Origin of the sequence: Sinisalibacter aestuarii, assembly GCF_027923545.1 — a bacterium.
Taxonomy (GTDB): Bacteria; Pseudomonadota; Alphaproteobacteria; order Rhodobacterales; family Rhodobacteraceae; genus Sinisalibacter; species Sinisalibacter aestuarii.
Map to the genome: position 1 here is coordinate 72,498 of NZ_BROH01000017.1, position 18,847 is coordinate 91,344.

19 protein-coding genes are annotated in these 18,847 nt (G+C 59.5%); 7 read left to right on the top strand and 12 right to left on the bottom strand.

The features are described from left to right. Window positions 1–34 precede the first annotated feature (34 nt). The 11 genes from QMG28_RS19895 to QMG28_RS19945 all read right to left on the bottom strand — a co-directional run bounded on the left by QMG28_RS19895 (window position 35) and on the right by QMG28_RS19945 (window position 11,416). Window positions 35–688 carry a DUF6927 domain-containing protein gene (locus QMG28_RS19895; RefSeq protein WP_281843971.1) on the bottom strand — a complete coding sequence of 218 codons (654 nt, stop codon included), beginning with the start codon at window positions 686–688 and terminating at the stop codon, window positions 35–37. Beyond that, window positions 688–1,281, bottom strand: a complete 594-nt coding sequence (locus QMG28_RS19900; RefSeq protein WP_276154153.1) for a regulator — start codon at window positions 1,279–1,281, stop codon at window positions 688–690. Before QMG28_RS19900 ends, QMG28_RS19895 begins: the two co-directional genes overlap by 1 nt. Window positions 1,282–1,355: 74 nt before the next feature. Next, entirely contained in the window at window positions 1,356–3,338 is a 1,983-nt protein-coding gene (locus tag QMG28_RS19905) for a ParB/RepB/Spo0J family partition protein (RefSeq protein ID WP_281843972.1), read from the bottom strand. Between the two features lie 158 nt (window positions 3,339–3,496). Further along, window positions 3,497–3,886, bottom strand: coding sequence for a DUF3768 domain-containing protein (locus QMG28_RS19910; RefSeq protein ID WP_281843973.1), 390 nt, complete (start codon window positions 3,884–3,886; stop codon window positions 3,497–3,499). Window positions 3,887–3,973: 87 nt separating this feature from the next. Next, window positions 3,974–4,183, bottom strand: coding sequence for a DUF6330 family protein (locus tag QMG28_RS19915; protein WP_281843974.1), 210 nt, complete (start codon window positions 4,181–4,183; stop codon window positions 3,974–3,976). Window positions 4,184–4,206: 23 nt separating this feature from the next. After that, a complete protein-coding gene (locus tag QMG28_RS19920; protein WP_281843975.1) occupies window positions 4,207–5,145 on the bottom strand; it encodes an ArdC family protein in 939 nt (312 codons plus the stop codon). 41 nt (window positions 5,146–5,186) lie between these two features. After that, the gene (locus tag QMG28_RS19925; RefSeq protein ID WP_281843976.1) at window positions 5,187–5,672 is read right to left on the bottom strand and encodes a hypothetical protein; all 486 of its coding nucleotides are present in this window, start codon (window positions 5,670–5,672) and stop codon (window positions 5,187–5,189) included. Between the two features lie 1,196 nt (window positions 5,673–6,868). Further along, entirely contained in the window at window positions 6,869–8,080 is a 1,212-nt protein-coding gene (repC, locus tag QMG28_RS19930; RefSeq protein ID WP_089963197.1) for a plasmid replication protein RepC, read from the bottom strand. Between the two features lie 213 nt (window positions 8,081–8,293). Next, complete coding sequence (gene repB, locus QMG28_RS19935) at window positions 8,294–9,223, bottom strand: plasmid partitioning protein RepB (RefSeq protein ID WP_058243483.1); 930 nt, start codon at window positions 9,221–9,223, stop codon at window positions 8,294–8,296. Beyond that, a complete protein-coding gene (repA, locus tag QMG28_RS19940) occupies window positions 9,207–10,400 on the bottom strand; it encodes a plasmid partitioning protein RepA (RefSeq protein ID WP_281843977.1) in 1,194 nt (397 codons plus the stop codon). The genes repB and repA overlap by 17 nt, the downstream gene beginning before the upstream one ends. 134 nt (window positions 10,401–10,534) lie before the next feature. Next, a complete protein-coding gene (locus tag QMG28_RS19945; protein WP_281843987.1) occupies window positions 10,535–11,416 on the bottom strand; it encodes a recombinase family protein in 882 nt (293 codons plus the stop codon). Between the two features lie 226 nt (window positions 11,417–11,642). Here QMG28_RS19945 and QMG28_RS19950 point away from each other — a divergent pair, with 226 nt between their 5' ends. The 7 genes from QMG28_RS19950 to QMG28_RS21015 all read left to right on the top strand — a co-directional run bounded on the left by QMG28_RS19950 (window position 11,643) and on the right by QMG28_RS21015 (window position 18,454). Continuing rightward, on the top strand, window positions 11,643–12,710 hold the full coding sequence (locus tag QMG28_RS19950) for a hypothetical protein (protein ID WP_281843978.1): 1,068 nt from the start codon (window positions 11,643–11,645) through the stop codon (window positions 12,708–12,710). A gap of 149 nt (window positions 12,711–12,859) precedes the next feature. Further along, a complete protein-coding gene (locus tag QMG28_RS19955) occupies window positions 12,860–13,324 on the top strand; it encodes a helix-turn-helix domain-containing protein (RefSeq protein WP_219519669.1) in 465 nt (154 codons plus the stop codon). After that, complete coding sequence (locus QMG28_RS19960; protein WP_281843979.1) at window positions 13,321–13,890, top strand: PIN domain-containing protein; 570 nt, start codon at window positions 13,321–13,323, stop codon at window positions 13,888–13,890. Before QMG28_RS19955 ends, QMG28_RS19960 begins: the two co-directional genes overlap by 4 nt. A gap of 496 nt (window positions 13,891–14,386) precedes the next feature. Continuing rightward, window positions 14,387–14,893, top strand: a complete 507-nt coding sequence (locus QMG28_RS19965; RefSeq protein ID WP_281843980.1) for a DNA-binding domain-containing protein — start codon at window positions 14,387–14,389, stop codon at window positions 14,891–14,893. A gap of 135 nt (window positions 14,894–15,028) precedes the next feature. Further along, on the top strand, window positions 15,029–16,663 hold the full coding sequence (locus QMG28_RS19970; RefSeq protein ID WP_281843981.1) for a TnsB C-terminal domain-containing protein: 1,635 nt from the start codon (window positions 15,029–15,031) through the stop codon (window positions 16,661–16,663). After that, window positions 16,641–17,495: a TniB family NTP-binding protein gene (locus QMG28_RS19975; protein WP_281843982.1), complete on the top strand. Its 855-nt coding sequence runs from the start codon at window positions 16,641–16,643 to the stop codon at window positions 17,493–17,495. The genes QMG28_RS19970 and QMG28_RS19975 overlap by 23 nt, the downstream gene beginning before the upstream one ends. Then, window positions 17,495–18,454 (top strand): TniQ family protein, encoded by a 960-nt coding sequence (locus tag QMG28_RS21015; protein WP_353545368.1) that lies wholly within the window; start codon window positions 17,495–17,497, stop codon window positions 18,452–18,454. Before QMG28_RS19975 ends, QMG28_RS21015 begins: the two co-directional genes overlap by 1 nt. Here QMG28_RS21015 and QMG28_RS19980 read toward each other — a convergent pair. Continuing rightward, window positions 18,361–18,847: hypothetical protein (locus QMG28_RS19980; protein ID WP_281843983.1), on the bottom strand; the 487-nt coding region annotated here is incomplete at its 5' end. The two genes, QMG28_RS21015 and QMG28_RS19980, sit on opposite strands and share 94 nt — an antisense overlap.

Sequence of the window (18,847 nt, forward strand, 5' to 3'; positions counted from 1 at the left end):
ACCGGGCAGGTCGATGAGCTGTCCGGTGCAGCACCTATTCTCGCCCCGCGAGATACTCCGCCAGCACTGGGCTGACCGCGCCCTTCGCGGAGCTGAGCAGCTCAGAACCCGCAAGCGTGGCCTTCGAGAGGCGTACGAGCCCGCCGGTTTCCTCGATCCGGTAGCAGCGGCGTTTTTGCCGCCCCCGCTTGTAGTGGGTCGCGGTGACGATCTGGCAGGTGCTGCCATCTGTGAGTGTCACAGGGGTGGCGAGCCTGATCTTGTCGCCTTCCTCGTAGTCCGGGATCGCAGCCCAATCCCGGCAGCGCTGGCGCCAGGCATGAGCGTAGCTGCCTTCGTCTTTCAGGTTGGAGAGAAGCTCGATCAGCCCAAGGGGAGCACGTGACTCGTTCGGGCCAGCGCTTTCCTCCATGTCCTTGTAGCCCCAGCAGCCGTCATCGTATCGGGTGAGGAAGACAGCCCCGAACGTGATGGAGCCATCGGCATCGGTCACATAGGTCGTGTCCTCGACCGGCGAGCCATCGATACTTGTGACCTTTGCCGCCGCGTACCAGGTCGAACCTACCTTGCAGGCTTTGACCAGTTCAGTTTTGCGCGTGTCGCCATGAGAGGTGCAGAGCCGGGTGATCTCCGCTTTCTCATCCGCGTAGGTCTGGACGCGGCGATCGGCATAGAAGAGCCAACCCATCACGCCGCCCTCCGGTCATCGATTTCCATCAGCGCATCGAGCGGCACGCGGTAGGGCTGCATCGCGTCGAAATCCTCGCAATTGCCGCAGTTCTGCACGATCGCGAAGGTGTCGCAGGCATCCTTGAGAATGACCCGGAAGGTGCCGCCGAGGCCCGAGGGCACCTCGTAGGTCCCGCCGATGAGATAGTCCGAAGCCCGGCGCACGAAGACGCGGATGCTGTGGCCATCGGTGGCGAGCCGGATGGCCCCCCGCCCCCGGTCGATGAGCACCTGCACGTCATCCAGGATGTCGGTGTAGAACTGGCCGGTCAGATCGCGAAACGCCATGCGGCGTTGCGCCATCCAGTCGGTGTCCCGAAACGGGTTCATGCCTTCGGCGAAGGCGAAGGACGGATCGGCCTGTTCGGTGGTGACGATGCGGGTGGTCGTGCCATCGATGCCGTTGGAGCGCAGATGCACACCATTGCCGACGATGAGGATCAGGGCGGGCCTGTCCACGGGTCCGTTCCAGTTGGGCAGGAAGGTTTTGCAGGCGCGCGCATGGGCGATTTGCGCCGCGACAGCGGAGGCAGAGAACTTGAGAATAGCCATGGAGATGTCTTTCCGTTGGGTATGAGAGGATCGACCCGCGCGCGCGAAATACTTCGCGCGGGTCGCGTGAGGACTCAGGCCGCTTGCGCGACCTCGCTGTCAGGCTCGGGGGTTTCCGCAGCGGGCTCCGCCTCATCACGGGCGACACCGGCGGTCTGCATCATTGGCGGGCACCAGGCGGCCACGGCAGCGCGCTGCGCGTCCGTCAGCGTGGCGAAGGGCTCGGCAAAGAGCTTGTCGCAGAAGGCGACGATCTCCTTCTTGCTCGAAGAGGCCAGTGTCACCGCCTCCTGGGCGAGACCCAGATCCTCGCCGAGGATTTTCAGGAGCCATGCCTTCTTGAAGCGGTTGAAGAGCGCCGCATTCGGCGTCCAGTGGGCGCGGATGTCGGGCATGATCTCGATCTCGAACGCATGCATCAGGCTGTCGCGCTGGCGGTCCCGCGCGAAGCAGGACTGCGTGGTGCTGGCCGTGGCATAGGCCACGAGCTTGGCCTTCTCGCCGGCCTCCAGCGCGCGAAACGCCGCGAACTGATCGGCGGGAGCGCGGGCGTCTTCGAGCCAGGAGAGATCAAGTGCATCATGCGCCGCCGCCACCTGCTCGAGCGAGGTCTCGTCGATCTCGTCCATCTTGGCATGGCTGCGGTATTCCTTGCGGGCATCGATCTTGATCGCCTGCGTGACACTCATGCCGCTGGCCAGAACGTCACTGACCAGCTTGAAGAGCGTCAGATCCAGCGTGGCCTCCGGATGCAGCGCCATCGCGGCCCCAAGCGCCATGGCTCGCTCGGTCTTGAGGTCCTCAGCCAGCGAGGCCGGGTAGCTGATCTCGCCCGGGTCAGGGGCCTCTTCCCCCGTCTGGCTACTCGAGGCGCCGCGCGTGCCCTCCGCTTTTACGGTGTCCTCCGGGCGTACGAGGCCGATATGGAGCGTCACCTGACCACTCGACCAGGACGCGACCACGCCTGCACGGGCCAAGTCCTCGGCGCTATAGGCCTCCTGCAGATCGCGCGCTTCCTCTTCCAAGGCGTCCACGCGCTCGTAAAGCGCGTTGTAGGCACCGTCCTCGAGCCCCTCATCCTCCATCTCGAGCTGCAGTTTCTCGAGTTCGGCGGTGATCTCATCGATGCGCTTTTGCGCAGCCTCATCAGGCTCGATCGGGCCGGGATAGACGCGGCCGTAGTCGGCCATGGTCGCGTAATCATAGCGGACCATCGCATCGGCCCAGGCAAAGCCCAGCTTTATGCGGGCCTCTTCGGCGGCGGCACCGAGCTTTTCGAGCAGGATGGTCTCGACCAGCGCCGCATCCTCGAGCACGGAATGCTCTTCCAGAAGGTCAGCCGCGACTGCGCCGCCACGCGCCTCGTAGTCCGCGCGCACGAAAGCCCCGATATCATCGCTGACCTGCACCCCGCGGGATTTGAGCGCCTGTCGAACGGTATAGGCCTGCAGAAAGCCGCCGTCTTTCGTGAGCGCCTCGTAGACCTCACGCTGCGCCTCCTGGCTCGGGTGCTCGGCGAAGGCTTTCATCGTGTCGAGCGTGATCACCTTGCCCCGAGCCGCGGCGCGGATGTCGGGGTGGATCAGGCCATAGCGCAACCGGCCTTTCACGGCCGCCACCGTGGTGCCGAAGGTCTTAGCGATCGTCTCGGGCGTCTGGCCGTCGACCTCCATCATCCGAGCGAAGGCCTCGAACTCGTCGATGGCATTCATCGGTGCCTGGGTGATGTTCTCGGCGAGCGACAACGCCGTGGTGACGTCGCAGTCGTCAGGGACAAGGCGACAGTCAACCTTGGTTTTCGCCGTGAACCCCTTGCTGGCATTGTCGGCGATCAGCTCCTTCAGGGCTGCATGGCGCCGGCCGCCGGCGAGGACGGCGTACTTGCCGTCGAGCTTCTGGACAAGAAGCGGCTGGAGCAGGCCCAGCATAGCGATGCTCGCCTTCAGATGCGCGATGTTCTCGGACTCATAGGTTTCCGGGGAGTTGCTGCGCACATTGGCAGGATGCGGGACCAGATCGCCGATGGCGACGGTGAGAGGGGCAAAGCTTGTGGTCATGGGATATCCTTCCAGGTGGGTGAGGTGTGGCCCGCGCGCGCTTGCGCGTGACCAATCCCCGGCTTCAGGGATCACCACGACAAAAGGCCCACTCTCCCTTTGAGGGGCCAGTGGGCCTTCATTGCTTGACGTGTAAGGTTTGGGGGGTGTCCCCTCGCCTACCAGTCGCGCGCCAGCATGATGGTCAGCACGCGCATGGTCGTGGCAGGATTGTCCGGGGTCTCGGCCCCGTAGCGGAAATCCGAGTCTGCTTCATAGAGATCGATCTTCCAGAACACGGTCTCTCCCCGGATCTCGACCGCCCCGAAATCATGCCAGCCTTCTGGATCGTTCTCAGGCTCGAATGAATCGAACATTCCCGTGGCCTTCACCGCCTCGGCCATGAAGCCGTCACCGGCCTCCATAAGCGAGCGGGTCACATGCATCCGGCCCTGGATGGGCTGCTCGGGCGGCACACCGAGGCAGGCGAGCTTGCGAAACGCGTCGTTCTGCGCTGCGATCACACTTGGATCAGGGCAGTCTGTCTGGGTTTGTGCGGTGATGGTCATGGGGCATTCCTCTGTGAAATTGAAACACCCAATCCAAAGCCCACTTTTCCTTTTCCGCACGGCGGATGCATCGAGGCCGAAGGCGCCCTACCCAAACAGCCCCTTGGGTCTGTAATTGGGGTTGGGGATGGTTTCGATCCAGCCGCCCTGTTCCTTGATGGTCTCGAGCGCTGCCGAGAGTGGATAGGCACCCTCGGACGCGCTCCACCAATAGGCACTGCGCTTGAAGGTGATGATCTTGCGGCGGCCGTCAGCGAAGCAGGCCACCCGCAGCGTCTTGGGTTCCTTGCGTGGCATAGGTGTCTCCGTTCTCGCTGTGGTCAGGCGGCCTCGGCGCGGCCCCCTGCCCTGCCCGCCTCCGACCGTGCGATCAGGTAGTCGCAGGCACGTTGCGCATCGGCGGCGTGCTTGAAGATCGCGTTCTTGTCAGAGCGTAGAACGCGCAGCCAATTATAGAGATAAGTCGCGTTCAGCTCGAGCGTATGGGCCGTAAAGCCGAGCGTCTGACCAAGGAACACCGAGGTCAGCTCGGCGACGATCTCTTCGCGGGCATAGGCCGTGTTGCCGAAACGCGAGAGGCCGTAGTCGCGGTTCAGCCGATGGCGCGCCTTGGTGGCATGGGCCAGCTCATGGGCCCAGACCCCGTAGAAATTCCGCGGGTTCTCGAAACGCGCGATCGACGGCATGAACACCTTGTCCACGGGCGGCAGGTAGTATGCTTCCGTCCCCGTGAAAACGGTCGTGATGTCGATGGCGTCGAAAAACGCCTGCATGTGCGGGATGGGCTCGGACGGCGGATGTTCGGGTGCCGACTCCGGATCTGGGAAGAAACTGTCGGGCAAGCCCTCGATCTGGCAGGCATTGAACACGCGGTAGGATTTCTGGAAGCGGAAGATCCGGGCCTCCTCGGAGCGATCATCCCCGTCTCTGCGGTCATCCTCATCGCCAGCGTCCTTCCGGCTTTGACCATAGTAGACCACGACAGAGGATTTCTCTCCCTTACGCACCTTTGCATCCAACGCATTGGCCTGCGGCAGCGTCATCCAGAAGGGAGAGCTGTGGCCCGCCATCACGGTCCGCATCGTCAGCAGAAAGTTGTTCACTCCCTGGTAGGGTTCGCCGCCCATGCGCAGGGGGCGACAGCTGCCACCTGCGGTCCATGGCTTGCGCCATGGCAGGACGCCGCGCTCAATGATGCGGATAATTTCGTTTGTGATGACCTCTGAGGCATCGAATTTGGGCGTACGGGATCGGGCCATGGCTGGCCTCCTTTTCGAGTTTTGGTGAGAGGGAGTGGTGACTAGGTTGACCGACAGGGGCGCGGATCGTTGGCGATCCTGGCACCGAGGGCTTCGACCATGTCGATGTAGGTGGTCAGCGAGACGGACTTGCCAGGACCCCAGGGTTCAGGCTCGACCGATCCGTCCCGCGTCACCCGCGGCAGGGTCGCGAAAGCGATGACGTCACTGATGGGTCGGATATCGATGAACGGGGTTCCTCGTGCGACCGCTAGGGCGGCCAAGGGAAAGCGCTCGATCGGCGCGAAACTCGAGACGGTGGTCCAACCGAGATGGAGGAATGTCCCACCGTCTCCGCAGATCACATGCGCATTTGGCAATGACGCGGCCTGCTTGAGATAGTCGAGATCGCGGAGAACGGCCGTCCGCTCGAGCTGCCGTGCCAGCTCCTTCTCGCCGGTTCGGCGCAGCTCTCTGTGTCGCCACCAGGAGGCAGCGGTTGCGCACAACACGCGCAAGACACCTGTTTGCATGGGAATGCCCTTCATCAGGAACGGCAGACCGGAATCCGGCCCGGACCCATCTGAGGGACCCCAAAGGCCCTCATCCGTTAGTCACAAAACCCGAAGGACACTTTCACTTTTCGTGGACCAAACCCATGAAACACCCAACCGCCACCGAACTGTACTGGTACGACGGGATCAGAACTTCCACAGGGCCCATCGGCTAGACCTGTGGCGGCTCCTTCTTCACGAGATAGCCCAAACCGTTCAATCGGCCCGCAACTGCCAACTTCTTCATAAAGCGTGCTGATGCTTTGGCTTCCCGCCGATGTAGCGGATCGGCACCCTGGAAAGGGAAACCATGTCGATGATGGCTGTTATGGGCATAATTTCTCATCGCGAACACTAAAACACAATAACCCATTGTTATTTAATCGCTTTCATCCACCGGATGGATCAGATCATTCCGCAGCCAACATCAAAGCACTCTTTTGAAGAGTTCGGGTGTCATGAAGTCAAGAGATTAAGTTGCACCCGCTGTTCTTCGATGTCGTCGCCCTCCACTACGACCAAATCAGTGGAACGCGGGACCGCTGACAACCAGCTGCTGCGCTTGAGAAACCGATTGCCTCGCTGGCCATGTCGCCATTATCGAAGTGACTGAGAAGTTACCGGCTCCCCGCGCGCGGGAATTCGAGGATCGAGCCCTTGGTCAAACGGTTTTGGCAACCATCGATCGTCTGCTCCTTGTGCGCTACGGCCCGTAGCCACGACATCATGCAACAGACATCCACAACCTACCTCTCAGGCATTAGCACCGATGAAGGCCAAGGGAATATCCAAGGCCAGGACCCAAATCGCCGTCAGCAGGCGCCGGATAGCGTTGAGCCAATTGTTGAGGGTATTCATCATCAGATCTCAGACATCGAAAAGGGCAGGGGCCGCGGAGGCGCGCAACTGCTAGGTTGGCTACAGCGCAACGCTCTGTATGTTCTTCGCTAGCCGCCTTTGCGCTACTAGCAGCGATGGTCACCAGCTGAGGTTTTACCATGATTATCGGGATGCCCTCGTCATCAGATCTTCGCCGCGACGAAGGCGAAAGCCATTTTCACGATCTCAAATACCGCCACACCTCAACCCCCTAACTTTTCTCTCTCGAACACCGTTTGTGTGCCGAGAGCCTACTTAACAGCTGTTAAGTTATGCCATGCCAGCAGCACGAGATCGGAGTTTAACAGCTGTTAAGCCGCGTTCCGCCGGCCAATCAATGCCATGACCATTGGGCCACAGGAAAACTCGCCTGCCGCAGCTTTGGCAGTCAGAGCTCGCAAGTATCCACCAGGCGATCTTATGTCGGCGAAGCGTTCCAGCATGGCAGCAACGACGATCGACGCTTGCTCCGGACCCATGAAACGCTGTGCTTCTTCCCATGCAGACGCACTGATGCCCATGGCTGGCCGCACATGGCACGCCGCATCGAAAAGCTGATGCCAATGCCGGATCTCACCTTGGTAGAAGGTCTTGAGCGAGGGACATGCCGCGATCACTAGGTGCAGCGGGATCTTTGGCAGGTGTCTTGTGTCCTGTTCATCAACGTCAGCCACCGGCTCATTCGTATCCACATCTGGCACACCCGCCGCCGCCCCGCTTTTTTCTAAAGCAGGTTCAAGATCTATAGATTCTTTATTTGAATTATGATGGTGACGCTCAGATTGGGCATCATTGGTGTTCATTTCTTCTGTTTCAGGGCCATCAATGATGTTGCGTGCCTGGTCAAGGAGCGCTTCAAGGTCGGCTCGATAGGCCGCGAGGTCCTCAACTGAAAGCTTGCGGCGAAGCGCGCGGGCCGTGAGGGCAGCCCTGTCGCGAAGCTGATCCCAGAAGCCTAGGCCTGGCTGCATCTCGTCTCCGAACTCGGCGAGGGCCGCGAGATCGCGGCGCATGAGGCTTACGACCTCTCTCAGGCGCCTGACGCGCTCCTCAGCCTCACGTACGGCCTCTGCGGCCCGTGCTATCTCCTCGGACTGACAGTAGAGCGGGGAAAGATCGAAGCCAAAGGCAACGCGGTCTTCGCCGTGCTTACGGACGTAGCGCTTCCCATTGGGGCTATCGCGCCGCTGGAGCAAGCCAGCCTCGACAAGTCGCGCGAGGTGACGACGCATCGTGGAGCAGGGCATACCATTCAGGCGCTCACAGATCGCCTTGTTCGAGGGGAAGACGACCATCTCGGCGTTCCCGCCAAGCGCATCGTCCGGAAAGAAGCTGAGGAGCCCCTGCAAAACCGTCAGATCACGTTCCGAGACCCCAAAGGCCGCTTGCGCCTTGGAGAGCTCGCGCAGGAGTTCCCACTTGTTAACCGGTCTGGCTGGAACAGATGCCTCGGGTCGCTCAATGACGCGCAAATGGGCGTGCGAAATCGGCCGCATAAACGGCGAGATTGGTGTGTACTCCATGAAAATGTCCACGAAGACAAAAATTCTAGGGCCCGCGAATCGCTTTGCGCTTGCGGGGTAGGGGCCAGAACGCTACATTCAGAAGTGCGAAAACTGAGATTTTGTAGCGGGCTGATCCCGGTGCGAAACCTTACAAAGGTCTCGTGAAGCTAGCTTCTCGGGGCCTTTTTCTTTTTGCCTGTATCGTGCCTCCTTCTTGTTGGTTGCTCTTCCTCAGTCTCCTGAACGCTTCCAGCGCTCATGAAGCTCGGTAATCAGCTTTGGGGCGTTGCCCTCCAACCAGCTGATAAAATCAGGTTCATCCGTAGTCAGATCAAGTTTGAGCTGCTTGCCTTGGCGGCCGGTCTTGACCGTCGCAGCTCCAACACCGGGGATGGCCAAAGCAGGCACACCCTTTCTAGACGGGCTTGCTTTCTTCTCTGCGCTCTTCGCAGCTGCCAGAACTGCGAGAAACGCACGCTCAGAAACCTCATCGACCGAGCCGGAACTTTCGGACTTGGCTGCGTGAGCTATGGCTAGCAGCTGGTCCCGATCACCGTCGTAGGCACCCAAAGCCTTTTTGAGCTCTTCCCATCTCGGGCGACCAATCCCAGGAGCTGCACCAATTGCCTGGATGAGATCCTCGCCGACCGTCCGAACGACACTCAAGAGCTGTGAAACCCCAGCTTCGTGGAGGTTAAGGACTTCGGCGACACCACGATTGGTGCGCTCAGCCCCTTCCAAATGGTCGCCGTCTAGAAGCGCCGTCGCTACAAGCGCACGTTCAATAAAGCTCAGATCACGACGCTCTTGGTTCTCGAGAAGCTGATCTCGAAGCGCTTGATCACCTTCAACCTCTGTGACGATGGCTCGAACTTTGATACCGAGTTCGCGACATGCTTCCAAGCGTCTGCGGCCATAGATCAGGTTGTAGCGATCGCCTTCCAGTGGGCGGACCAAGACAGGCACACGCTGACCGTTCTTGGAAATAGAGTTCTTCAGGCCCTCAACTTCAATCTGAAGCCTGTCATCCAACCGTCCTTCGGTAACAATCTGTGCTGGATCGATCTCAAAAACACCGCCACGCAGTCGGCGCCCTTCAAGAGCGTCAGGAGCGTTGCGAAGGGTCTGCAGCGGCAGGCCAAGTTTAGGCTTTCTTGCCATTCCGCCCCCATGTGTTCTGGATGATTTCAGCGATCTCATCGTTCACTGCGTTCATAGATTCGATCGCACGATCAAACGTCTGACGCGTGAAGTCCTTCTTGTCAGCTTCGTAGAGCGTTTGCTTGGTCAAGCCGGCATCAGAAATTGCGGTCGACTCAACCATGTGATTGGTCAGGACCGACCTCCCAAAGAGCCCGCGAATGAAGGCGATGACTTCGGTCTGTGGCGCGTCGCCGACTTTGTATCGCGTTGGCAAGAAGCGAAGCCAATCGAAGCGCAGATTTGCGCCTGCATCCCTGATTACTCCAAGGAGATCCGCAGTCATTCGCAGGAATTGGGACATCGACATAAGGTCAAGCATCTGCGGGTGAACCGTCACGAGCACACCCGAGGACGCGGAAAGTGCTGACATTGTCAAGAAACCAAGTTGCGGCGGACAGTCGATCACAACAACGTCGTAGTTCGCTTCAACACTATCGAGTGAGTCATGAACTCTCGCGAAGAACGCCTTCGCTCCGCCTCGCTGGATCGCAGCAGGCGTCTCGTGCTCGAACTCCATGAGTTCAAGGTTGCCCGGGATAAGATCAAGGCCGCGGATGTAGGTCTTCCGGATCACTTCGGCGATCGGAACCGGATCGTCATAGCGAACGGCATCATAGAGGGTTCCGCCCTCCATGAGGTCGAGTTCTGGCTGGATTCCGTGAAGAGCCGAAAGAGATGCTTGGGGGTCGAGATCGATCGCAAGAACCCTGTACCCCTTGAGCGCCAAGCGCTGAGCGAGGTGAGCAGACGTCGTCGTTTTGCCCGAGCCGCCCTTGAAGTTCACCACTGAAATGACTTGAAGCTCGTCACCGTCGCGACGTCCAGGCACGTAAGTTCCAGACTTTTTTGCGTTTCCTTCAAGCGTCTGTCGGATTTCCCAGATATCGTCGAGCGTATAGCGGCGATGACTTCCAGCCGTCGTCTCGACGTCAACGATCTTTCCTTCTCGATGAAGCTTCCGAAGATAGGTATGGTCGACGCCAAGGAGCTCAGCAGCTTCGCCGCTGGTCAAAGTGCGCATCTCCTTCTTTGCATCTGGTGGGAAGTGTGCAGCGCGCTGAGCATGCAGGTTCGACGCGAGAAGTTCCGCGTAGTGCCCGATGGCGATATCTAGATCCTGTTCTGCTTCGCTCATGTCTGCCCCGATCCGTGGGCGCGTTTTTTATGTGACCGCGCGTTATTTTTCGAGACTATTGCCCGAGCAGCCAGATTCGTGCAAGCACTTTCTAGATTTAGTGGCAATCTGTTAGGCCAACACAAGTGTCGTGTTCAGAGGAGCCCCAACTTTTCCGCACGCTCAAGCAGCATTTTGACCGAAGACGGCTGCCAGCTGGTGCGCCCTCGAGGGGTGCGCTCACGCATCGATTCCAGCCGGTCGCAGATCGCCTGAAGTGTTATTTCGGGGTCCGAGCCTTTGATGGCAGCCACAATAGCCGGCAGGCGGTCATCGGTTTCGCGGCGTCCGGCGCGGCCAAGCACAGCATCTGGTAGAAACCCGTCGCGGACATAGGCTTTCACAGCACGGAGTAGGCGGCTTTGGGTCCAGTGCCGGTCGTGGGGCAGGGGGCCATTAATGATTCGCAAAACATCTTCCCAGGCCATATCCGGCCGCAGGCGTCGCACGTGGGGCACCCAATCCTGCGCGGTTTCGATCAGGCGCTCCATGTAGCCGTCCTGTCGTGCCAGCCACACCTTGCGCAGCGCGGCGGGGTCTTTGGTGCGAAGCCCAGGATTGCCACCAACGCGGCCCTTGGCGCGCGCAGAGACAAGCCCGGCCTTCGTGCGCTCACGTATCAGCGCGCGTTCGAACTCCGCCGCGGCGCCCAGAACCTGCAATGTGAATTTTCCTTGAGGGGAGGCGGTGTCGATGGGGTCCTGCAGCGAGCGGAAGAAAGCTCCCTTGGCCTCCAGACGCTCGATCACCTCGAGTAAGTGCGACAGAGACCGCGCAAGCCGGTCGATCCGCACGACGACCAGCGTATCGCCGCTCTGGACGCGTTCGATCACGCGCGCCAGCACCGGTCGCGCGCGATTGCCGCCCGAAGCGTGCTCTTCGAAGATCTCGACGCAACCCGCAGTTTGCAGGGCCTCAGACTGGGGCAGGGGGGTTTGATCCTCTGTGGAAACACGGGCGTAGCCTATCAAGGGCATGAAACCGGCCTGTTTGCAATTTAAGGTATCGCTACTAAACGACCGTTTGTAAACGGATGCAAGGGTGCACTCTGTGGCCTTGCTCAACAGAAAGCCCTTAGTTTCTGTGCGGTCAGCGCGATCAGAGTGCCCTCGCCGACCATCGCCTGTGCGTGCTATATAAGGTGCGTGAAGACACCCCGACAAAACCTTTGAGTAAAGTGCAAAACTTAGATATTTTGCGCATATGAAGCCTCAACCGCCTGTCTTTCATGATGATTATGATACTCTCATCCTCGAGGGTGAGGAGCTTGAACAGTCGTCCGAGGACGATCTTTGGTTCCTGCCCGGTCCAATGGAAGAGGAGCCAGACTATTTGCCGCCCGGTCCACGGGCCGAACCGTGTGAAGCCGAAGTCCTCGAGGATTGGCGGAAAGCAGAAGCGGGCCATGCCGCGCGTCTTGCTCGTGTGGCCGGTCGCCTCTGTGCACTGGATGACCGGCTAAAGCGGGGTCCGGAAGGATGGCGGCACAGACTTGCCCTGATCGAGGCTGCCGACCTTAGCTGGTTCGCGGGTGACCGCATCGGCCCTGATCGGCTGGCGCTTTGGATATCCATGCGCTTGTCCGGCGTGCAGGACGACACCGCGGCGCTCGCGCGTGTCGGTTGGGCCGTGCGGCGGCTGACGGGTGGACCGGGGCCGGAGCAGGACCTGTCCGCCTTTCTCGACCGTCGTGACCCCGAAAACTTAGGTGATGAGACCGAGCCGTTCGTGGATCGCGCGAGCGGTTGGCTGGATCTGATGGGGCACGCCGATGACCTGCACCCGATCACCCGCGCCGCTATGGGCTTTCACCTATGGGGCCTAGCGGGGCTCGGGCAGCACGGCGACCGGATGGAAGCGGCTGTCACAGCTGCGCGGATCGCTGCCAGCGAGGGGAGAGGCACAGTCTTTGCGCCTCTAGCCATGGGCGGGGCAGGGGGTCTTCGCGCCGGTGGCCCACCCGACGCCCGTCTTGCGCGCTGGCTCGAGGGGATGGAGACGGCATGCCTTACCGCGATGCGGCAGCTTGACGATATCGAGGCATGGTCGGCGCGGGCAGTGGCCGAGATGGCATCGCTCTCGGGCAGGACGCCCCCGGCCTTGTGCGCGGTGCTGACCGAATGGCCGTTCGTCTCTGCACCGATGGCTGAGGCCTTGACTGACGCCAGCCGCGCCGCTGTCCAGCGCAACCTTGCATGGCTGGAAGCGCGCGGCCTGATCCGCGAGGTGACAGGACAGGGCCGCTTCAGGATGTGGCGTGCTGCGAACTGAAGGTTAGCGCGGGTGTTACCGGCCCAGTTGGCAGTAGAGATGACCGCGAGCGCGCGGCAGGGCGCGCAGAAAATAACCGACACTTAATGCTTTTGTTGCACTTATTTCATATATGGTGGTAGACTGTACAAAACGGAGAGGAGATCACCATGAACATGTTGGCACACCGGCATCTTCCACCGACTCCGCAGGACGCGGCAATCGCGCGCGTCTCCGGACAGGCCCTGTCGCGCTTTGCGGCGACCCGAGGACCCTTGAAGCTTCGCGTTACAGACGCGGAGCAGATGGAACCAATCGAACTTCCTGCGGGCGCTGTTGCGCTACTCATGGAAGTCCTCGAGGCGATGGCAGCCGGGCGCGGCGTCACCATCATTCCTGAGAACGCCGAACTCTCGACTGTCCAGGCGGCAGAGGTGTTGAATGTCTCGCGGCCGTTCCTGATCAAACTGCTCGAGGATGGCAGTATCCCGCATCGGAAGGTCGGCAAGCATCGCCGCGTCCGAATGGAGGACGTCATGTCGTACAAGGCAGCCATCGACAACGAGCGCGAAGCCGTCCTTGATCAACTGGCCGCCGACGCACAGGACCAGGACATGGGCTATGGCTCGAAATGAGCCAGTACACGGTCCTTTTCGACGCGAATGTCCTCTACCCTGCGCCCATGCGGGACGCGCTGATGCAATTGGCGGTCACGGATCTTTTCAAGGCGAAGTGGACGGCTGACATCCACCGGGAATGGATCGACGCGCTTCTGCGCAATGAACCTCATCGGGACCGCGCGGCCCTGGAACGAACCCGCAACTTGATGGACAGGGCGACACGCGACTGCCTGGTCACCGGCTATGAAGCATTGGTGCCGGCCCTCACGTTGCCGGACGCAGATGATCGGCACGTTCTGGCGGCCGCAATCGTTGGACGGTGCGACGCCATCGTGACCCAGAATTTGAAAGACTTCCCGCCGGAGGCACTTGCGCCCTTTGGCATCGAGACCCAGCACCCCGATGACTTTTTCCGGAACCAGCTTTCTCTCGCGCCCGGTTTGGTCTGCTCAGCGCTGCGCAAAGTTCGGGCGCGCCTCAAGAACCCGCCCAAGACCGTTGACGAGTATCTATCAATCCTGACCCAACAGGGTTTGGTCGCCACTGTAGCGGATCTTGAGCAGTTCGCCGATCTGCTTTGATTTTAGGGAGAAATCGGTGGCCAGCATACATCGCTTTAAGAAGGCCTTTGCTCACATAGCCGTCGCTCGTCGATCGCGAAATTCTGCCTTCCATTACGGCTCTTTCGAATACCGCGCACTTGGCTGCAAGGCTTGGGCATCCTGTTGATTGCCGCTTAGAACTGACCCCATGTGAAAACAGTCCAAGTTTTTGTCCGCATCCCCCCCGGGTCAGTTCTGCGCGGAAAATCACAAACAACGTGTTCGCAACCGGTTTCCTCGACGGTGTTCCCGCCTCTCGTGGCTGTTCGGCCAAAGGCAAGTTCTGGTCGATTTCGCGGGTTCGCGATCTGACTGATTGGGTCGATTGGTGTCGCGTAGCCCTTAATTGTGAGATGAGAAATCCAACGAAATCAACGGACACCCTTTGCCCTTAAATATGAGATTTTGTCTTTAATTCCGATATTTTTGCCCTTAAACCTGAGACAGGGTTCGCAGCTTCGTGTGGCAAATATTGATGGATGATGATCGCGAAGACTCCGTTGCCGCTGGTGCTGAGGAGGTGCGCAGGGCGGCCGTTCTACGTCCGCTTGTTCAGGCATATCTCAAAGGAACTGGCAGTCTGGAAAGTGGCATCAATGACGCCGTTTGGGAGCTTGGTGTCAGCAGGGCGACTGTCTGGCGCTGGATAAAGCGTCTGGCCGAAGAGGGTGGGCGCACCAGCGCGCTGGCTTCTCGGAAACGGGGCCGCCCGACTGGTACAACCTTGATATCCGGCAAGGTGGAAGCGGTGATCGAAGAACATCTTCGCCGTTATTTCTTACGGCGGGAACGTCCAAGCCTGTCGCGCATCGTGACAGAAATCCGAAGCGCGTGCTGGCAGCAGGGCTTGCAACCGCCGACACGTCGGACGGTTCAGCGCAGGCTGGATGCAATGGATGCCCGCGAAATTGCCAAGGCACGCGAAGGCGCAAAGGCGGCCCGCCAGAAATTTGCGCCGGTCGTAGGTGTCATGGTCACGTAATTCGTGAGACTGACGATTGATTTTCTTGTTTGTTTTCAAACGCGGTTTGGTCAGGTTAACTTTGGGATGGTAAAGTTATTTATGAGACGGTAACTTTAACCGTGAGACGGGTTTCATTGTGGATAACTTTAGATTTTGACCGAAGAAGCAAGTGGCAAAGCGCTAGAAAGGGCAGAGGTGTTAAGACCGCTGTTGTCACCGCTTGCTCAGGGCCAGAGTATCGGGCGGGCGGTGGAGGCGGCGGCCGCCGAGTTGAACATATCGCGCAGTACAGCTTGGCGCATTTTGAGCATGCTGCGCGAGAACGATGGGCGGGCGAGTTCACTCCTTCCCAAACGCAGCGGCCCCAAGCCTGGCTCCCTCCGACTGCCAGCGCAAGTTGAAAGCATGATCGCCCGGGTCTTGCGTGAACGATACCTGGTTCCGGAACGCCCGAGCTTTCGCAGGATTGTGGGCGAGATCCGTGCCGAGTGCGTTGCCAAAGGTTTTCAACCGCCGGCACGGCAAACGATCAAGGCTCGCCTTGATGCCATGGATCAGCGCGAGGTGTTGCGGAAGCGGAAAGGGGCGAAGGCCGCCAAACAGGTTTTCGAAGCGAGGGCAGGGAGGTTTGAGGTGGAACGGCCAATGGAAGTCGTCCAAATCGATCACACGTTGGCGGATATTATTCTCGTTGACCAGGTTGAACGCAATCCTCTGGCACGGCCATGGCTGACACTCGCGATCGACGTCGCGACACGTGTGGTCCTGGGTGCCTATGTCACTTTCGACGCGCCATCCGTCTTGTCCATTTGCCTTTGCCTTGATCACTGCGTGCGGCCGAAGTCCATCCGGACACCGAGTTCGCTTGAGCAACTCTATTGGCCGACAGCCGGGATTCCACAGGCCATCCATGTCGATAACGGACGGGACTTTCGCAGCGATGCCTTCCGATCGGCCTGCGCGGAGTGGGGGATCGCAATCAAATACCGGCCGCCGGGCCGGGTTCATTTTGGGGGACATATTGAGCGCCTGATCGGGACGACCATGGGTGCCGTGCATGTACTACCCGGAACGACGCAATCCTCGCCAAAAGACAAGGGCGAGTACGACAGCGCTGCCAGGGCCTCAATGACGCTGGACGAGTTCGAGGACTGGCTGCAGCTGGAGATTTGTCGGTATCATAACACACGCCACAGCGGATTGAAGCGGACCCCGCTGGCCGCCTGGGCCGATCTTGGGGGCGACGATGCCGGCCGGCAGGTCGTGGATACAGATGCCTTCCGGATCAGTTTCCTTCCTTCCGAACGCCGCCAACTTGGCAGGACCGGGATCAACCTGTTTTCCATCGGTTATTGGAGTGACGCCTTCGCACCCATGATCGGTCGCGGGGCAGGGAAGGTTACGGTCAAGTACGACCCTAGAGATATGTCCCGGATTTGGGTGGTCACCGACGATGGTCGGACAGTTGCGGCGCGCTACAAGGATCTTTCGCGCCCCAAAGTTTCCCTTTGGGAGTCGCGGCGCGCCAGTGCAATTTTTCATGATCGCCACGGCGGGAGGATATCAGAGGCAATTCTGTTCGCGATCATCGAAGAACAGCGGCGTATCGCCCATGCGGCGCGGCAGCGAACACTTGCGACGCGCCTGGACGACGAACGCAAGCCACGCCTGCCAAACAACAAGCCGAAGCGGGATCCGTCCCGCGAGATGTTTGCAATTGATACCAGTAACCCCAACCTCCCAACTTACCCGATAGATGATTTTGATGGACCTCGACGAAAGACTTGATCTCATTCGCAGCGATCGCTGGATCGCCTTTGATCGCGCAACCATTGTTCTCAACAGATTGATATCCCTGATGGAAATGCCTCGGCAGTCCAGAATGCCCGGCCTCATGGTTTATGGCAGCTCCGGCATCGGCAAGACCATGATCGCCAAGCGGATGGAGAGCCTCTACCCGAGCAATTATCGCTCGGACATCGGGGTGACGCGCACGCCGATCCTGCTCCTGCAGGCGCCACCCGCACCGGACGAGCGACGGTTCTATCAACATATTCTCGCGTCGATCGGTGCGCCGATGTGGGGCCGTCACACCATCTCTGAACTGGAGGTGCGGGCTCTCAGCCATTTGCGCGGAATGGACCTTAAGATGATCATGATCGACGAGGTCCACAATCTCCTGGCGGGAAGCTATCGGGAACAACGCCGGTTCCTGAACATGCTGCGTTTCCTTTCCAACGATCTGTGCGCATCGCTCGTCGTTTTTGGTGTCAACGAAGCTGCTGAGGCCGTTCGCGGTGACGAGCAACTTGCGCGACGGCTGGACGAACATTTTCTGCCACTCTGGGATGACGATGTTGAGTTTTCCCGGTTGGTACAGACTCTGATCGCGGCAATGCGGTTGGAGCGCGGATCTGGTCTGAGCGTTCAGTCTCTACGTACCATTCTCGGCATTACCGGCGGCGTCACATCGCGTGTGTTCACGATGATCAAGGCACTTGCCATCGACGCTATTGAAACCGGCGAAGAGCGAATCACTGACGAGGCTGTCCAATCCTGGCAGCCAATCTGGGCCAAGCACAGCTGGACCGTTCGGAACCAACCACAACCGGCATTTTAGTGACCCGCAAACCTCTGCCAAGGCGTCCGGCACCTTTTCAGGACGAACTGCTGTCCAACTGGATCGCCCGCCTGGCAGAGGCCAACTATTGTTCGGTCCCAGAGCTCTGCCGATATCTGGGCCTTGCACAAGAACGTCCGCCGGAAACGCAATCAGATTTGGCTGGCGTAGACATCGGCGGGTTCTGTGCAACGATACGTCTCCCGCCCGAGGAGCTCGACAGCATGTTGATCCAGAGACGGGCTGATTTCCCGATCGAGTGCATTACGTGGTCGGATTTTCAGAACTGCCCGGCATGTGCACGCAAACAGCCTGGGATATCGCTGCGCCATTGGCGCTTCGCATGGTCGGTGCGATGCGAAGTCTGCAGGTCTGAGTTGGTGCCATTGCATGGCAATAGCGAGGGGCTTGCGCAACTGCCCAGCCGGCTCCGCCACCGTGCACAAGAAGGGGCAGTGCGTCTAAGGACTGTCTACCGACATGGGAACGTCCATGCTAGTCGCCGGATGGATTTGACGCTGCAAGTCGCTGCTGTGCTTGCGCCAGAACTCCGTCTCGGTGCGCTCTTTTCCCAGAACCGAATAGATCGCTTCAAAGCCCTCGCCGCCATCAATCTCGGAATGACCCGACCTTTGCTCGCAGCCGCGTTGACGATGAAAAGCGACAGGGTTGGCGAGACCAAGCTTCGGATTGCCTTCCCGCACAAGCGGAAACTGGTGGATCGCCTTGCACGACTTGCTGAAAGCTTACCAAGGCAGAGGTCTCGAGAGGGCGATGGCCCCAAGAACCAATCGAGGAAGTACTGCGCAGGTACGGCCCATGTTCCACGACAGGAATATCTTCAGGCGGCACGGAGAGCGATTGATCAGCTTGGGGAAAACGCAGAACGGTCCGATTTGCTCAATTGCGCGGCGAAGTTCCTCGAAAGCGCATGCCAATCCCATGTGGATATCCCATGAATAACCTTACCAAATATCGAAAATGGATGGCCATTACGAAAGAGTCTCAAGAAAAACGTGACCATGACAGCTGTCGACGCATTGCCCTTACTGGTGTCCGGCGTATCTGAAGACGGCAGTTCCACGAGAGTCTGGATATCCGCCAAGAGCGCAGAAGGATCTGGAACCTGTCCAGCGGTAAGGCGCAAAGCATGGTGCTCACCCGTAGCCACAGCCAAGCGTTTGACCATTTCCGGTTTGTTGAGCGGCAGCGAGTTCAAAGCGTCCGAAAAGGTCTTGTCGGACATTGGCAGAAAAGATGCCCCCAAGCGACCAGCGCGTTTGCAAGACAAGATGTAGGCATTGGTCGCGTTACGCCACAAGGCCCCATGACAGCCGCATCTCACAATTAAG

What these genes read in the sequence shown, in the direction of transcription:
- QMG28_RS19945 (WP_281843987.1), bottom strand. Translation starts at nt 11,416, where the DNA reads ATGCCCTTGATAGGCTACGCCCGTGTTTCCACAGAGGATCAAACCCCC.
- repA (WP_281843977.1), bottom strand. Translation starts at nt 10,400, where the DNA reads ATGAGCGAAGCAGAACAGGATCTAGATATCGCCATCGGGCACTACGCG.
- QMG28_RS19910 (WP_281843973.1), bottom strand. Translation starts at nt 3,886, where the DNA reads ATGACCATCACCGCACAAACCCAGACAGACTGCCCTGATCCAAGTGTG.
- QMG28_RS19965 (WP_281843980.1), top strand. Translation starts at nt 14,387, where the DNA reads ATGGATGATGATCGCGAAGACTCCGTTGCCGCTGGTGCTGAGGAGGTG.
- QMG28_RS19950 (WP_281843978.1), top strand. Translation starts at nt 11,643, where the DNA reads ATGAAGCCTCAACCGCCTGTCTTTCATGATGATTATGATACTCTCATC.
- QMG28_RS19960 (WP_281843979.1), top strand. Translation starts at nt 13,321, where the DNA reads ATGAGCCAGTACACGGTCCTTTTCGACGCGAATGTCCTCTACCCTGCG.
- QMG28_RS19975 (WP_281843982.1), top strand. Translation starts at nt 16,641, where the DNA reads ATGGACCTCGACGAAAGACTTGATCTCATTCGCAGCGATCGCTGGATC.
- QMG28_RS19955 (WP_219519669.1), top strand. Translation starts at nt 12,860, where the DNA reads ATGAACATGTTGGCACACCGGCATCTTCCACCGACTCCGCAGGACGCG.
- repC (WP_089963197.1), bottom strand. Translation starts at nt 8,080, where the DNA reads ATGGAGTACACACCAATCTCGCCGTTTATGCGGCCGATTTCGCACGCC.
- QMG28_RS19915 (WP_281843974.1), bottom strand. Translation starts at nt 4,183, where the DNA reads ATGCCACGCAAGGAACCCAAGACGCTGCGGGTGGCCTGCTTCGCTGAC.
- QMG28_RS19900 (WP_276154153.1), bottom strand. Translation starts at nt 1,281, where the DNA reads ATGGCTATTCTCAAGTTCTCTGCCTCCGCTGTCGCGGCGCAAATCGCC.
- QMG28_RS19920 (WP_281843975.1), bottom strand. Translation starts at nt 5,145, where the DNA reads ATGGCCCGATCCCGTACGCCCAAATTCGATGCCTCAGAGGTCATCACA.
- repB (WP_058243483.1), bottom strand. Translation starts at nt 9,223, where the DNA reads ATGGCAAGAAAGCCTAAACTTGGCCTGCCGCTGCAGACCCTTCGCAAC.
- QMG28_RS19905 (WP_281843972.1), bottom strand. Translation starts at nt 3,338, where the DNA reads ATGACCACAAGCTTTGCCCCTCTCACCGTCGCCATCGGCGATCTGGTC.
- QMG28_RS19895 (WP_281843971.1), bottom strand. Translation starts at nt 688, where the DNA reads ATGGGTTGGCTCTTCTATGCCGATCGCCGCGTCCAGACCTACGCGGAT.
- QMG28_RS19925 (WP_281843976.1), bottom strand. Translation starts at nt 5,672, where the DNA reads ATGAAGGGCATTCCCATGCAAACAGGTGTCTTGCGCGTGTTGTGCGCA.